The 13987-nt window shown below is 57.8% G+C and carries 17 protein-coding genes; 16 read left to right on the top strand and 1 reads right to left on the bottom strand.

Annotation, left to right across the window (positions count from 1 at the left end; all coding sequences use genetic code 11):
- Positions 1-314 precede the first annotated feature (314 nt).
- The 15 genes from ASD14_RS04470 to ASD14_RS04415 all read left to right on the top strand — a co-directional run bounded on the left by ASD14_RS04470 (position 315) and on the right by ASD14_RS04415 (position 9877).
- Positions 315-599 carry a hypothetical protein gene (locus ASD14_RS04470; protein ID WP_235565309.1) on the top strand — a complete coding sequence of 95 codons (285 nt, stop codon included), beginning with the start codon at positions 315-317 and terminating at the stop codon, positions 597-599.
- A gap of 442 nt (positions 600-1041) precedes the next feature.
- Complete coding sequence (locus ASD14_RS04465) at positions 1042-1485, top strand: hypothetical protein (RefSeq protein ID WP_056129631.1); 444 nt, start codon at positions 1042-1044, stop codon at positions 1483-1485.
- Positions 1486-1542: 57 nt separating this feature from the next.
- Positions 1543-1998, top strand: a complete 456-nt coding sequence (locus tag ASD14_RS04460) for a hypothetical protein (protein WP_056129629.1) — start codon at positions 1543-1545, stop codon at positions 1996-1998.
- A 481-nt stretch (positions 1999-2479) separates the two neighbouring features.
- A complete protein-coding gene (locus tag ASD14_RS16450) occupies positions 2480-2737 on the top strand; it encodes a hypothetical protein (protein ID WP_056129626.1) in 258 nt (85 codons plus the stop codon).
- A 67-nt stretch (positions 2738-2804) separates the two neighbouring features.
- Complete coding sequence (locus tag ASD14_RS04450) at positions 2805-3161, top strand: hypothetical protein (protein ID WP_056129623.1); 357 nt, start codon at positions 2805-2807, stop codon at positions 3159-3161.
- Between the two features lie 71 nt (positions 3162-3232).
- Positions 3233-3451 carry a GDCCVxC domain-containing (seleno)protein gene (locus tag ASD14_RS16445; protein ID WP_082538739.1) on the top strand — a complete coding sequence of 73 codons (219 nt, stop codon included), beginning with the start codon at positions 3233-3235 and terminating at the stop codon, positions 3449-3451.
- A gap of 149 nt (positions 3452-3600) precedes the next feature.
- Entirely contained in the window at positions 3601-3927 is a 327-nt protein-coding gene (locus ASD14_RS04445) for a nucleotide pyrophosphohydrolase (protein WP_056129619.1), read from the top strand.
- 70 nt (positions 3928-3997) lie between these two features.
- Entirely contained in the window at positions 3998-4342 is a 345-nt protein-coding gene (locus ASD14_RS16440) for a hypothetical protein (RefSeq protein ID WP_157475075.1), read from the top strand.
- Positions 4343-4416: 74 nt separating this feature from the next.
- A complete protein-coding gene (locus tag ASD14_RS15940) occupies positions 4417-4890 on the top strand; it encodes a hypothetical protein (RefSeq protein ID WP_157475073.1) in 474 nt (157 codons plus the stop codon).
- Positions 4891-4947: 57 nt separating this feature from the next.
- Positions 4948-5205, top strand: coding sequence for a hypothetical protein (locus ASD14_RS04440; protein ID WP_056129615.1), 258 nt, complete (start codon positions 4948-4950; stop codon positions 5203-5205).
- A 57-nt stretch (positions 5206-5262) separates the two neighbouring features.
- Complete coding sequence (locus ASD14_RS04435; protein ID WP_056129613.1) at positions 5263-5448, top strand: hypothetical protein; 186 nt, start codon at positions 5263-5265, stop codon at positions 5446-5448.
- 422 nt (positions 5449-5870) lie between these two features.
- Positions 5871-6245, top strand: a complete 375-nt coding sequence (locus ASD14_RS04425) for a hypothetical protein (RefSeq protein ID WP_056129606.1) — start codon at positions 5871-5873, stop codon at positions 6243-6245.
- A gap of 601 nt (positions 6246-6846) precedes the next feature.
- Positions 6847-7200 (top strand): hypothetical protein, encoded by a 354-nt coding sequence (locus ASD14_RS15935; protein WP_157475071.1) that lies wholly within the window; start codon positions 6847-6849, stop codon positions 7198-7200.
- 846 nt (positions 7201-8046) lie between these two features.
- Entirely contained in the window at positions 8047-8634 is a 588-nt protein-coding gene (locus ASD14_RS15650; protein ID WP_082538737.1) for a mobilome CxxCx(11)CxxC protein, read from the top strand.
- Positions 8635-9349: 715 nt separating this feature from the next.
- Positions 9350-9877: a GNAT family N-acetyltransferase gene (locus tag ASD14_RS04415; protein ID WP_056129603.1), complete on the top strand. Its 528-nt coding sequence runs from the start codon at positions 9350-9352 to the stop codon at positions 9875-9877.
- Between the two features lie 417 nt (positions 9878-10294).
- On the opposite strand, the gene ASD14_RS04410 is transcribed toward ASD14_RS04415, so the two are convergent.
- Positions 10295-11668, bottom strand: coding sequence for an MBL fold metallo-hydrolase (locus ASD14_RS04410; protein WP_056129601.1), 1374 nt, complete (start codon positions 11666-11668; stop codon positions 10295-10297).
- A gap of 205 nt (positions 11669-11873) precedes the next feature.
- Between ASD14_RS04410 and ASD14_RS04405 the strand changes: the two genes are divergently transcribed.
- The gene (locus tag ASD14_RS04405) at positions 11874-13976 is read left to right on the top strand and encodes a M13-type metalloendopeptidase (protein WP_157475069.1); all 2103 of its coding nucleotides are present in this window, start codon (positions 11874-11876) and stop codon (positions 13974-13976) included.
- Positions 13977-13987 lie beyond the last annotated feature (11 nt).

Genomic DNA, 13987 nt, shown 5'->3' with positions numbered 1-13987 from the left:
AGCCATCTCGGCCGGCGCTCACCTTGATCGGCTTTCGGAAGGAAAAATCGACTTCGGTCAGGGGCGGGCGGGCGCTCCCGCGCCCGATCGCCCTGGCAATTTGATACCTTGCGTCCTAACAATTCATTCAAGCCGAAGCCGCTTCGCGGCTCGGCTTAATTCAGGCGTTNGCGCTCCCGCGCCCGATCGCCCTGGCAATTTGATACCTTGCGTCCTAACAATTCATTCAAGCCGAAGCCGCTTCGCGGCTCGGCTTAATTCAGGCGTTAGGCCGCGTACTATCAAACTCGCAATCCCATCAAGGGTGTTCACTCATGTCTGATGCAGTCCGATCATCTTCTGCTCGCTCCGGCACTCTGTCGGTCATAGCATTCGCATTCCTCGCCATGGGCATCCTCTTCAATCCACTGCTCATTGCTGTCGCAGTCGGAGTCCTTGGCATGGCTATCGCTTCCCGCCCTGGCCACCGCGTTGTCGGCTACGGCGTCTTAGCGCTTGCTGCGGTCCTGCTGCTGTTCCAAGTGGGCTATGGCATCGGCAAAGACATGGCTCACCGGGACAACGCAGCTCAGGCTTCGGCCAGCATGGGCGCGGCCTAACAATTCATTCAAGCCGAAGCCGCTTCGCGGCTCGGCTTAATTCAGGCGTTAGGCACCACGGTAGTTCTTCGCGAGACCGGCTATGCCCACTTGGCTCCTCTTCACCCTTCCAGCGCTCACCATCGCTTTCGGTTGGCTATCCATCGCCTTCAACTCAAATCCTGCAGTGGTTGCAATTGCTGGTCCGCTCTCTCTTTTTACATTTGCAGTTGAGCTTGTCGTAGTTCCAGTGTCGGCATGGCTTCTGGTCACTAGCCCAGCCTATCGCTCCGTTCTTCGGGTTGTTGGCGTAGTCTTTTGTGCGTTGCCGGCAATGGGCTTTATCGCGGCCATAGCGTTTGGCGGCATATAAGCCAGGCACCCACACCTCACGGGGTGGTGCCTAACAATTCATTCAAGCCGAAACCGCTTCGCGGTTCGGCTTAATTCAGGCGTTAGGCACATGGTAGAAACATCTCTGCTGGCCGAAGAACTTCATCGCCTTGTTGATGATCTGCTGCCCTTTGCAGAGAAGATGCTCCGTCAGCATCGGGAGTTTTTACCTTTCGGCGGCCACGTAAAAGCTGATGGAGAGATTGTCTGGGAGGGCGCCTACAACGGTGAGGAACTACCGCTCTCCCAAGACCTGATTGATTTACTCCACGAGAGCCACCGCAAAATGGCCAGCCGGCACCTCATTAGAGCGTGTGCCGTCATCTACGATATCCGGGCGATCCCTCCCGGCAAATTGAAAGAGCAGGATGCGATCTGTGTGGCCGCAGACTCGAGAGATGGGCATTCGGTTCGGTTCGTCTTTCCGTATCGCTTTGGCCTGTTCAGCAAGCTGGTCGTCGAGGACGGCTACACCATCCCGGAGGGTGCTGGGATTTTTTCGCCCAGTGCCTAACAATTCATTCAAGCCGAAGCCGCTTCGCGGCTCGGCTTAATTCAGGCGTTAGCGGCCATGGGCAAGTTCTCAGCACTCGTACTAACCATCGCGCTGGCCTCGCTGCCCAGTGTTGCGGGCGCCTGCCGTCGCATGGAGCCCAATGCCGGCTCGCTGGAGCAGTACTCGTCAGTCTTTGTGGGCCAGGTTACTGGGCTCCACCTCGAGGGTTACGAGAACCGGCTGCTTGGCAAGCCCGACTTGGTAGAACCCGAGCTAGGCCCTCTCACCATCACAAATGGTGCGAGCCCGGTTAGTGTCAACGCCGCCGTTACGCGAGCCATCCAAGGTCCCGCGTCCGGAGCTGTAGAGCTGCATCTTGCCGGTTGTACATTTGATCTCCCACAGCTCAAGGAGCGCGGGGTTTTCTTCGTCCTTCCGGACGGCAAGTTCACAGTTGTCGCATGGGAGCACGATGCAGTGGCGTACAAGGCGTGGCTTACTCGGCTCGGAGTTCCGCAGGATGGCCGCTAACAATTCATTCAAGCCGAAGCCGCTTCGCGGCTCGGCTTAATTCAGGCGTTAGGGGGCGGGATCAAGTGTTAGGAAAACTGAGGGGATTCTCGCTCGCACTACTCATTGCATCGGCTGCTCTTGGCCTGAAGAGTTGTTCCATGTACCTAGCAGCAGGCCATCTCGGCACGCCGGCATCGCAGATATGTCGCGAGGTCGCGGAAAATTCGAGTGGTAGCCAACTGCCACAGGCTTGCCGCTCACTAGACATGCAGATTTCCCGCCTTAGCCATCAATACAACGCCGGCGCCGCCGCACTACTAATTGCTAGCGTCGCGCTGCTGTTATCTTCCGTTTTCGTTTGGGGACTCAGCCGCCAATTTCGTCGGCCCGCCCCCTAACAATTCATTCAAGCCGAAGCCGCTTCGCGGCTCGGCTTAATTCAGGCGTTAGGCGCCACTCCAGACGCTCCCGCAACCTGTCAAAAAACCAAACTCGACTGATGCTTACACTTTCAGCCACGGATGCAGGCCTGATCACTCGGGCAAAGCGCTTCGCGTTTATTGCATGGCTGGCGGCCTTGTCTCTGGGACTGCTGTCATGGGGAGCCAGGGTCTTGGACTTTCATGGGCTTGCCTCCGCGTTGATGCTGGCCGTCTGGGTGGCTGGCGCCGCCTTTGTTGTCTGCTGGTTATTCCTTGCAGTGTCAGCTCTCATTCTGGTGTTCAATCACCTCTCCGGGCGCAGCGGTGGCGCCTAACAATTCATTCAAGCCGAAGCCGCTTCGCGGCTCGGCTTAATTCAGGCGTTAGGCCCCGTATCAAACAATGACCGCACTCCTGCCAGCGATCTTTCTTTTGGCGTTCATCGCTATCGTGCCGCTGTATGCGATGTACTTCTCATCGCTTCTCAGCTTCGGAAAGGAGTTCCAGCGGCTCCATCCCGACCTCTACGCGCAGCTTGTCGGTGCAGATCCGCCCTCGTTCTTCTCGTCCAGTCGGACCTATCGTTTGTTCCGGGTGGTCCAGGCTGGCAAAGACGTCGGCCAATCATTAGATCCCGCTCTTCTGGCCGCGTACCGCTCTACTCGCAAGTACTTGTTGCTTGGCCTGTCCTGTTTCATGGTTCTGCTGTTCGCTGGCCTCACCGAGAGTGTCATCAGTGACCTGTCGTCCGGGGCCTAACAATTCATTCAAGCCGAAGCCGCTTCGCGGCTCGGCTTAATTCAGGCGTTAGGCGCCATGGTGGGAGATCAATGCAGACCAACAAGGTCATCCTGATTTCCGAGATCACGTGCCCGCACTGTGGCGCTATCGCGACCGAAGAGATGCCGCAAGATGCCTGCACGTTCTTCTATGAGTGTCGGGCCTGTGGCAATGTCTTGCAGCCAAATGCCGGAGATTGCTGTGTGTTCTGCTCGTTTGGCAGCGTCAAGTGTCCACCCATTCAACTCCAGGCGCGTTGCTGTGATTAATCACTGCTGTCGCCCAGCGGCGCCTAACAATTCGTTCAAGCCGAACCCGCTTCGCGGCTTCGTCTTGAACTCCTCGCAATTTGTTGCCGCCTCGCCCACCGGTTCTTCCCGCAGCGGGTCGGCTTAACTCAGGCGTTAGGCGGCATGACATGAATTTCAGCGATCTCGAAGAAGCAGCGCTCAAGCTCAACGACCTCTACGAGCAACTGGAGGTTAAGCGCTGGGGTCGTGTCTGGAGCACACAGGAGCTGGCGCTCGGGTTCATGGGAGATGTCGGTGACTTGGCAAAGCTGATCCAGGCACATGCCGGCGTACGGACGATCGAAGACCATCAAGCAAAGCTTGGGCATGAATTGTCGGATTGCCTGTGGTCAATTATGGTTCTGGCTAACAAATGCGGCGTCGACCTTGAGGCGGAGTTCGTTAGGAACACTCGCGAGATCTCCGCATATGTCTCGGGCGAGCTCTCCAAGTAAGCCGCCTAACAATTCATTCAAGGGGAAGCCACTTCGTGGCTCCCCTTAATTCTGGCGTTAGGCCCCAATCGTGCATCCCGGAAAACTGCCACTACTCATCATCCTGCTCGTCACTGTGACGGCTTTGGTTGCTGCCGTCTTCGGCCGTACCAGCACGCGACTGACCAAGCTATCCATTTTGCTCATGGCCGCTCTTTCCGGTGCCGTGTCAGTTATAAGCGGCTACTTTGGCGTGCTTGCCTCAACAAGAGGCTGGATTTCTCTTTCAAAACACGGTGGGTCGGCAACTGTCTTCTCGGCCTCTGACAACCCGCCGTTATTCCTCGTTGCGGTCGGCGGCTTGTTCCTGGTCTCTTTCGCCACCGGCTATGCGGCAGTATGGTTGGCCAGAGGTAGGCACCGGGTTGGGGCCTAACAATTCATTCAAGCCGAAACCGCTTCGCGGTTCGGCTTAATTCAGGCGTTAGACCCCATGGGAGGGAGTGCTGCATGACACAAAAACCGCAAGGATTCACCAAATTCGTTGCCTTGGCATCTGCCGCAATCGGGCTGTACTTCGTGGCAGCGCCGCTTTTTGGCGTGTTTTATCTCGTGGCCCAAGGCGCCGCGAGCAAAGCATCTGCATACATATTGCCGCTGTGTCTAGGCACGATTATTTCAATAGCGGGAATCGCGTTGCTAAAGGGACTTAGATGGAGCCGGTACCTGTACTTGTTGCTATCCATTCTCTCCGTGATCTCTTTTGCAAGATTTGCTCCAACACTACTGATTCTGTTTGGTGGTGTTAGTGATCCTGCCGCTAAAGCTTCTTTGTTATTCGTAGCGTCGATGGCTGTCTCTTCCGCTAAGTGGGTACTCGTGTCCTTCGTGATTACCTTCGTAGTCTTTCGGCATTTTCATAAGTCGGCCATCAACCCAGCTCCTACATTGGCAGATCTGACAAGGAGCCACGGTGGGGTCTAACAATTCATTCAAGCCGAAGCCGCTTCGCGGCTCGGCTTAATTCAGGCGTTAGGCGGCATGAAAAGAATCCGGCTACTGATTCAAGCGGAGTACGAGTTCCCGGACGACACCTCGATTGAGGAGATCGCCGGTGAAACAGCGCTGCGCCTTGGCGGCACACTCGTTTTGCCGACGCTGGATTTCCTCAAGCTCCGTGAAGCAACGGAGACCTCGTCCACCTGGATTCCGGCTGAGGAGGATCTCTACGATATGATCCTAGAGGGTGAGTGCTCGCTCGTCGTAACACTGTCTTCGGATGCGCCGGCTGCCACCTAACAATTCATTCAAGCCGAAGCCGCTTCGCGGCTCGGCTTAATTCAGGCGTTAGGCCCCATGACCAACAGTTTCGCGGAGGTCATTCTCTGCAAAGACAAGAAGTCGCTCACTCAGCTCTGCAAGACCGCGACGGTCACGTCATCCGACTTTGTTGACTTCATCATTGCCTGCAAAGCAGGCGTGACGCACCTAAATCACACGATGCATTTCGTGGATTACGTTCCTGACCATCTGAGAGACTGAGGAAGATTTCGCAGTCCTTAACGCCGGCAAAGAAGTCCAACAGTCAAAGCAAGGTCAAGCATCACTCCGCAAGCTGTTTAAATCCCACGGTGAGCGCAAGTACAAAGTCGGACATATGTTCATCTCTAAGGAGCTGCAGCATCCGATGTCTGAGTGGCACTTTGTGTTCTTCGAGACAAAAGAGCTCTCTGCTAGGGACAATCACTGGGTAGGCGGGCCGCATGTCCACATCACCAACCATCTTTGGCCAAATCTGTACTGCCAGCCAATCTGGGAGGATTTTGTGCTCCGTCGGAGCTTCCCTAGCTCCAAAATGCACCTCTCGTTCATTGACCCCAGTCATGCTGGGGCCTAACAATTCATTCAAGCCGAAGCCGCTTCGCGGCTCGGCTTAATTCAGGCGTTAGGCGCCGGAGACATTTATGCCCAATCAGCGTTGGTATCACTGGCTCGTCATGGCCCTCATCGTCTTGGTAGCCGCATGCATAGGCGTACTGAACTTGCTCATGGGCGCATCGGAAGATAGTCCGCTATTCCTCGCCGATGACATCTTCATTCGCATTGTAGGTCTCGGCTTTATGGTTTCGACAATCCTCATGATCCTCCGGCGGCAGCTTGGATACCATCTCGCGGGCGCCTGTTTTCTGCTGAGTGGCATTGAGATCGTCGCAACGTGGCTACTCGGTCAGCCAACCACAGCCACAGCCATTGCTGTCGTGTTTCTCGTATTTTTTATCCTTTCGGGCGTTGCATTGTGGGTCGGCCGTGTTTTCGCTCGGCTCCCCGCAGGCGCCTAACAATTCATTCAAGCCGAAGCCGCTTCGCGGCTCGGCTTAATTCAGGCGTTAGGCCGCTCAGGATCGTCAGATGGATGTTGCTGCCGTCAAAGAGCATTGCAGCGGTTACCCCGGCGCTTCCTCGAAGCTGTTCGGTCCGCCAAGCAACATACTTGTCTACTACGTTGGTGGCAGAAAGTTTGCCTACTTCAAGACCAGCGAGCCGGAGAAATGGCGCTTTAGTATTTGCACTTCCCCGGAGCGCTTCCTGGAGTTGACTGACGTACCCGGCATCAAGCCGGCCCGCTACATGGCCAGGTTCCGCTGGGTCACAATCGTGGATGTCGGCACTGTTCCAGCCGACTACCTCCAAGAGCTGATCACGTGGTCTTACACCAAGGCGCTCTCCGGCCTTTCAAAGCGGCAGCAATCCGCCATTGCGGGTGAGCGGCCTAACAATTCATTCAAGCCGAAGCCGCTTCGCGGCTCGGCTNCCAAGGCGCTCTCCGGCCTTTCAAAGCGGCAGCAATCCGCCATTGCGGGTGAGCGGCCTAACAATTCATTCAAGCCGAAGCCGCTTCGCGGCTCGGCTTAATTCAGGCGTTAGAGGTCATTAGGAAGAATGTCGCTCGCCTACAAGATAAGAGCGCTCATCGTTACGTCACGCCTGGATGCGTTTGATCCATTAACTCCCAGTTATCTTTGCATCGACGCATCTGCACCGATCATTGCGCTTGCTGATATCGCTGCCCCGGCTACCCGCACAACCATAGATCGCGAGCGAGCGATGGCCATTTTGGCGGCCATCCGCAAGGGCGATGCGCTTCCGCCGGTCGAGATCGACGAGCCACCGGATGCTACAGGCCGTCGCTACAGACTTCGCAATGGTTTTCACCGTTACCATCTGTCCGCAGCTCTTGGTTTTAGCCACGTACCAGTTGTGTTGCGGCCGTACTTCAGCTGGAATGACCTCTAACAATTCATTCAAGCCGAAGCCGCTTCGCGGCTCGGCTTAATTCAGGCGTTAGCGCTCATGTCTAAACTTCTCGCATTTGCTCTCGTCCTCGTAACTTACGGCGTTGTCTCTGGGCCGGCTAGTGCGGCTGATCGGACGTGCACTCCTGACATCACTTGGTCTGAGGTACCGACGGATATCCGCGCTCATCTCGTCAAAATTGTGGGTGGCCCAGTTTCTCCTGCGGATGGGCCGTTCAACCCTACAGATGAGGGAAACAATTCCGTGCCAAGATCTCGATTCTTCGGCGCTTGTCGTCAGTCAGAACTATGGACAATCGCCCTAGAACGTGGCGGCCCCGTACTTCACCTGCAGATCTTCAGCTTCGCCGGCCACACGTTGACCGACAAGTGGACTGCGTTCATCCCGTACGGCGGCGGCTTTACTCCAGCAATTTTGGATCGCTCGGATGAGCGCTAACAATTCATTCAAGCCGAAGCCGCTTCGCGGCTCGGCTTAATTCAGGCGTTATGCGCGGTGGCGAAAAGGCTGGTTTGTGTTCTCGCAAACTCGGTCGCATCGCAAAGGGCAACGGCCCACGTCGGCCACTAAGCGCCGCCCCGCCACGTCGGCATAGCCTTTCGTGCTCCGGTTGCGGCGCCTCGCCTTCGGCTGCTCGAGCTCGCCCGATCCTTGCCCTGGCTTCCATGGGGTGATTCCCGTGCACCGATTCTTCCGCGCTAAGATCGCTTCAGCGGCAGCACTTCACCAGCTCTCCGGGCTGCATAACAATTCATTCAAGCCGAAGCCGCTTCGCGGCTCGGCTTAATTCAGGCGTAAGAGCCCACGGGGAGGGCACTGCATTCCATGACTACGACAGCACATGATGTCCAACTCAAAGACTGCTGGGATAGAGCGATATTCGCTTATGGCACCGCTGAACTTTTCGCGCTCAGGGCACGCAGCTATCGTAGGCTTTTAAACGCAATTTCAGGCTTGGGCATCGCTGTTCCACTATTGCTGGGTGGTGCTGTCATGACCTATGGCACCACTACCCCATACCTGACGCAGGCGGCGCTGGTCGCGGGTACTATCGGTCTCGCTCAGTTGCTGCTTAGTGGTATGTCGGTCGTCTACGGCTGGCCCGCCTCTTTGGAGTACGCGCTGGACTCGAGCATTGATAACAGGGCGATTTCTGAGAGATTCAAGCAACTAGGGTCGCTAGCCAATAGCGTGCCTGCAGATTTTGATGCGCGGTACCGAGAGTTGGTGGCCACAGACAACGCGCGCCGCAATCAGGATGGAAAGGCTGGAGTTGATGATAAAGAGCTTCGCCGCGGCCACCGTGCCGCACTCAGGCAATTCCAAAAAGAATGCTCGGGATGTGGAATTGTTCCACTCAGCATGCAATCGACAGATTGCGACATTTGTGGGAGGTTTAAATGGACAAGGTAGTGGCGCAGGTACTGCAGGGGTGGATGAGCTTATCTTCTGCGCAGAAGCGTGATTTCGCGAGCTTTATTGAACGGTATGAGAGGAGTGGCACCGTCTCACAGGAGTCTCTGACAGAGAGTGTCCGTTCGGCCACTAAACTCCACACCGGACCGTTAGGTGACACGTGTCGTTGCTGTGGTCGATGAGTGGGCTCTAACAATTCATTCAAGCCGAAGCCGCTTCGCGGCTCAGCTTAATACAGGCGTTAGACACCACTGGAGGCTTCAATGAGGTTCGTTTTCGCGCTGCTGGTAGCTGTCCTCGCCGGATGCGTTTCCACCGAGATGAAGAGTTATGTGGTCAAGACATTCGCGAGGTGATGCTTTTCAGCGGCCAGCCAATCGCCGCATGGATATAGGCAATGGTGTCCGAGCATTTCAGTTCGTGTGGGGCGGGCTCATCAAGACTGCTGTAACTACAGTTCCAATAGCCAAGTTGATTCAACCGGCTGGCTTGGCCGCACTGCTATCACTTCCAATGGAAGCGCAATGATTAGTAATGGCTGCGTGATTTCGTATCTGACAGAGTGGAATGAAAGCAGACAGGATGTGTTGTCGCCGGATATCGCCACCCGAAGCAATTGGTTTGCTAAACGGAGTGGTGAATAGCAATTCATTCAAGCCACTTCGCAGCTCAGCTTAATTCAGGCGACAAAACCGGTAGAAGGGCTCTCGCAATGGAACTTCGTACTGCCGAACGATCCGACATTCCTGAACTTGGCGAGCTCATTGAACTCTCCGGTCGCTCCCTGAGTATTGGCTACTACTCCCTGGAGCAAGCGGAGGCGATTACTCGTCACGTATTCGGCGTCGACACTCAGCTGATTGACGATAGGACCTACTTCGTCATCGAAGATGGAAGGAAAATTGTTGCCTGTGGTGGCTGGAGCAAGCGGCGTACGCTTTTCGGTGGTGATCAAACTAAAACCGGGGCGGATCCGCTGCTCGATCCTGCCACCGAGCAGGCTCGCATTCGTGCATTCTTCGTTCACCCTGCCATGGCGCGTCGTGGCTTGGGAGGACGGCTCATGGCCGCGTGCATAGCTGCGTCAAAACAGAGCGGCTTTTCCTCGCTGGAACTGGTCGCCACCCTGCCAGGCGAACCTCTCTATCTGGCATCGGGATTTGTGGTTCTGGAGCGTTTCGACCTGGATCTGCCTGGAGGCATTCGAGTTCCAGTTTCCCGCATGAGAATGGCGATATGAGGTTCAGCCCCTCTCTCCGACCGCAGCGTGGCTTCGCAACGCGGCGCCAACCTGCTGTAGCCGAGCGCCGTGACAGCGAACGTGAGCTGCACGGCGACAGCAAGGGATGCCGGAGATATCCGCAATTCGGACGCCACGGCTCTCGCATGCATCTCCACCATCAGGAGATGCACGCCATGAATGTTGTGATCAGAGAATCCGCCTTCAGATCGCCCGCCTTGGGAATATTCGCGCTCTAGGGGTCAAACGCTGGGCCGAGAAGCCGCCTTCGTCTCCAGCCTTGCAACCCACGAACATTCGTCCGCATCAACTCAAGGCCAGGTGCTCCCGGTTCAAACACATGCTGGAACAGCCTATCGAGATACCCGTAAATGCGGCCGGATCACTCCACTGCTCAAGCAGGCGGCTACAACGCTCTCAAACTTCCAGCTCCATCGCCGGCCTCGCAAGCTCCGCACTGACGCCGAAGCGATCGCCGATCTCGCCTGCCAGCGCCTCGCGTGCCTTGTCTTCGCCATGCACGAGCACCAGTGGGGGATGTCCGGCGATCTGGCCATACCACTCAATGAGTCCGTGCTGGTCGGTATGCGCGGAGAGTCCACCGATCGTATGGCGTTGTGCGTTGGCGCGGATGTCGCGACCGTGGATACGCACCCATCGCGCTCCGTCCACAAGGCGACGCCCGATGGTTCCTTCTGCCTGGTAACCGACAAAGACGACGTGCGTCTGCGGGCGATCCAATCGGTGGCGAAGATGGTGAAGGATGCGACCTGCGTTGGCCATGCCGTTGCCAGCGATGATGATCGTGCCGCTGGCAATGTGGTTTATCGCCATCGATTCCTGCGCGGTCTCCGTGAAGCGCAGGTTCGGAAGCTGGAACGGCGTCGGTTTCCCTGCCCACACGCGTTTCGCGTCTTCGTCGAACAGATCCTGGTTTCGGTCATAGACCTTCACCACCTTCTGCGCCATGGGACTGTCGAGAAAAATCTGCCACCGCGACAGGTTCCACTCGTTCCAATAACGCGCGAACCAGTAGAGCAGTTCCTGGCTGCGACCGACGGCAAATGCCGGGATGAGCACGTTGCCATTCTGTTTCCACGCGGCGTCGAGTATTCCTCCGAGTTCAGCGATCGTGGCCTCGCGGTCGCGATGCAGGCGATCGCCGTACGTCGATTCCATCAGCACGATATCGGCGCGGCCTATAGGCGACAGGTCACGGAGAATCGGCGTGTTTTTCGGGCCAAGGTCACCGGAAAACACCAGTGTCTTTCCATCGGCAACCAATTCGACGATCGATGATCCGAGGATGTGTCCGGCATCGCGGAAGACGATGTCGACTCCGGGCAATACGCGACTTCGCTGATCGTACGGAAGCGGTTTCACGAGCCGCATTGCGGCTTCGACGTCGTCGCGCGTGTAAAGGGGAGCCGCCTGCGCTTCGCCTTGGCGCCGATGGCGATTGGTCCGTTCGGCGTCGTTCGCTGCGATCGACGCCGCATCGAGCAGCATGATCGGCATCAATTCGGCGGTGGCTTCCTGTGCATAGATCGGCCCGCTGAAGCCGCGCTTCACCAGCAACGGCACGCGACCGATGTGGTCGATGTGCGCATGACTGATGATCAATCCATCGAGCGTGGATACCTCGAAGGGGAAGGGATCGGCATTGCGGCGCTCGGCCTCGACGCTCCCCTGGATCATTCCGCAGTCGAGCAGGATGCGGCGACCCGCAGCTTCTACCTCGTGCAGCGAGCCCGTGACTTCGCCCGCGGCTCCATGAAAACGTACGCGCACGCTCCCTCCTCGCTGAACGCCATGAATCGGTCAAAGGGCACTACACCACCCCACGGCCTCGCAATCCAGACGAATGAACGCCCCGAAGCGGCAAAATCAGTGCCATCCCTGACTTTCGACACCTCTCGGGGCGGATGAAGCTGGCTAATGTCGGCTGTCGCCCCAACCCTGGGGCATCCCGTCGCCTGGCCGGAGCCGTTTGCCCATGAATGTCGTGAAGAAACCGCAAGTCCTGATGTTGTCCATTGCCGTCGCGGCCGCACTGGCCGGCTGCGCGAAGAAGGAAGAAGCCGCCAAGGCGGAAGCCCCCGCCGCGACCACGGAAACCGCGCTCAAACTCGACGAAAGCAAGCTTCCGCCGGTCAACCGCTTCGCCATCGGCGATCTCGACAGCAGCAAGGACGCGTGCGCCGATTTCGGCGGCTACGTGAATGGCAAGTGGCTCGCTGCCAATGCGATCCCGGGTGATCGCACGTCATGGGGCGCTTTCGAGATGCTGAGCGAGCGCTCCAAGGCCGTGCAGCGCCAGCTCGCCGAGCAGGCTGCCGCGAATGCGAATGCCTCGGGTGTCGAAAAGATCGTCGGCGACATCTTCGCCACCGGCATGGATGCGGAAAAGATCAATGCGCAGGGCATCGCGCCGCTGAAGGCGCGCCTGGATGCCATCGCCACGCTCGACAGCAAGGAAAAGATCGCCGACTACCTGCGCACCAGCGCGGCGAAGGGGGAGAACGTGCTGTTCGGTTTTGGTTCGACGCCCGATTTTAAGGACTCGTCGATGAACATCGCAGGCGCGCTCCAGGGCGGCCTGGGACTGCCGGATTCGACCTATTACACGGACGCCAAGAACAAGGACAAGCTCGACGCGTACCAGCAACACGCCGCCAAGGTGCTCGAGCTGTCGGGCGTGCCGGCAGCGGATGCGGCGAAGCAGGCTGCGGACATCGTCGCGTTCGAAACGCGCCTGGCAAAGGCGTCGAAGTCGCGTGCGGAACTGTCGCGTGACGTGTCGCTGTACTACAACCCGATCAGCCCGGCCGATGCCGACAAGCTGGCGCCGAATTTCCCGTGGACGAAGTTCTTCGAGTCGCAGGGCCTGGCCACGCCGAAGATGTTCTCGCTCGCCATTCCCGGCTTCCACCAGGAAGTGAGCAGGATGCTGGACGATGTGCCGGCTACCACGTGGCAGAGCTACCTGCGCTTCCGCACCATCGACACCTCGTCGCCTTATCTCTCCGACGATTTCGTGCAGGAGAACTTCGCGTTCTACAACCAGAAGCTGCGTGGCCAGAAGGAACTGAAGGAGCGCGGCAAGCGCGTGCTCGACCAGATCGAAGGCCAGGTCGGTGAAACGATGGGACAGATGTACGTCAAGGTCGCCTTCCCGGCCGAGTCGAAGGCGCGCATGGAAACGCTGGTGCAGAACCTGCGTGAAGCGCTCAAGGCGCGCATCGAGAAGCTCGACTGGATGAGCGACGAAACCAAGAAGAAGGCACTCGAGAAGTGGGCCGCGTTCACGCCGAAGATCGGCTATCCCGACAAGTGGCGCGACTGGACCGGCCTGGAGACGTCGCGTGAGAGCTACATCGGCAACGTGCTCGCCGCCAACGAGTTCAACTACAAGTGGGACCTCGGCAAGATCGGCAAGCCCGTCGACAAGACCGAATGGGGCATGCCGCCGCAGATGGTGAATGCCTACTACAACCCGTCGTTCAACGAAGTCGTGTTCCCGGCCGCGATCCTGCAGCCTCCGTTCTTCGATCCGAATGCGACGGATGAAATGAATTACGGCGGCATCGGCGCGGTGATCGGCCATGAGATGACGCACGGTTACGACGACCAGGGCAGCCGCTTCGGACCGACCGGCAACTTCGAGAACTGGTGGACCGATGCCGATGCGAAGGGCTTCTCCGGCCGTACCGACAAGCTGGTGGCGCAGTTCAACAGTTACGAAGCGATGCCCGGCAAGCACGTCGACGGCAAGCACACGCTCGGCGAAAACATCGCCGACCTCGGCGGCCTGGCCACGGCGTACGACGCGATGGTGAAGGCCACCACGGGTACGCCGGATCCGAAGACCGACGGCCTGACCCGCGACCAGCGCTTCTTCCTCAACTGGGCCACGGTGTGGCGCCGCAACTTCACCCCGCAGGAGCTCGAAACGCGCCTGACGACGGACGAGCACGCGCCTGCCAACTTCCGCGCCATCGGTGCGCCTTCGAACCTGCCGGCATTCGCCACCGCGTTCTCGTGCAAGCCAGGCCAGCCGATGGTGCGTGAAGGCGACAAGCAGGTAGTCATCTGGTGATCGCCTGATCT

This window comes from Lysobacter sp. Root494 (assembly GCF_001427225.1).
In the GTDB taxonomy this organism is placed as follows: Bacteria; Pseudomonadota; Gammaproteobacteria; order Xanthomonadales; family Xanthomonadaceae; genus Agrilutibacter.
This window is presented reverse-complemented; position numbering and strand designations above follow the sequence as displayed.

Excerpts from the sequence above, each read along its gene's own strand:
- ASD14_RS04470 (WP_235565309.1), top strand. The coding sequence starts at position 315 with ATGTCTGATGCAGTCCGATCATCTTCTGCTCGCTCCGGCACTCTGTCG.
- ASD14_RS04465 (WP_056129631.1), top strand. The coding sequence starts at position 1,042 with ATGGTAGAAACATCTCTGCTGGCCGAAGAACTTCATCGCCTTGTTGAT.
- ASD14_RS04460 (WP_056129629.1), top strand. The coding sequence starts at position 1,543 with ATGGGCAAGTTCTCAGCACTCGTACTAACCATCGCGCTGGCCTCGCTG.
- ASD14_RS16450 (WP_056129626.1), top strand. The coding sequence starts at position 2,480 with ATGCTTACACTTTCAGCCACGGATGCAGGCCTGATCACTCGGGCAAAG.
- ASD14_RS04450 (WP_056129623.1), top strand. The coding sequence starts at position 2,805 with ATGACCGCACTCCTGCCAGCGATCTTTCTTTTGGCGTTCATCGCTATC.
- ASD14_RS16445 (WP_082538739.1), top strand. The coding sequence starts at position 3,233 with ATGCAGACCAACAAGGTCATCCTGATTTCCGAGATCACGTGCCCGCAC.
- ASD14_RS04445 (WP_056129619.1), top strand. The coding sequence starts at position 3,601 with ATGAATTTCAGCGATCTCGAAGAAGCAGCGCTCAAGCTCAACGACCTC.
- ASD14_RS15940 (WP_157475073.1), top strand. The coding sequence starts at position 4,417 with ATGACACAAAAACCGCAAGGATTCACCAAATTCGTTGCCTTGGCATCT.
- ASD14_RS04440 (WP_056129615.1), top strand. The coding sequence starts at position 4,948 with ATGAAAAGAATCCGGCTACTGATTCAAGCGGAGTACGAGTTCCCGGAC.
- ASD14_RS04435 (WP_056129613.1), top strand. The coding sequence starts at position 5,263 with ATGACCAACAGTTTCGCGGAGGTCATTCTCTGCAAAGACAAGAAGTCG.
- ASD14_RS04425 (WP_056129606.1), top strand. The coding sequence starts at position 5,871 with ATGCCCAATCAGCGTTGGTATCACTGGCTCGTCATGGCCCTCATCGTC.
- ASD14_RS15935 (WP_157475071.1), top strand. The coding sequence starts at position 6,847 with ATGTCGCTCGCCTACAAGATAAGAGCGCTCATCGTTACGTCACGCCTG.
- ASD14_RS15650 (WP_082538737.1), top strand. The coding sequence starts at position 8,047 with ATGACTACGACAGCACATGATGTCCAACTCAAAGACTGCTGGGATAGA.
- ASD14_RS04415 (WP_056129603.1), top strand. The coding sequence starts at position 9,350 with ATGGAACTTCGTACTGCCGAACGATCCGACATTCCTGAACTTGGCGAG.
- ASD14_RS04405 (WP_157475069.1), top strand. The coding sequence starts at position 11,874 with ATGAATGTCGTGAAGAAACCGCAAGTCCTGATGTTGTCCATTGCCGTC.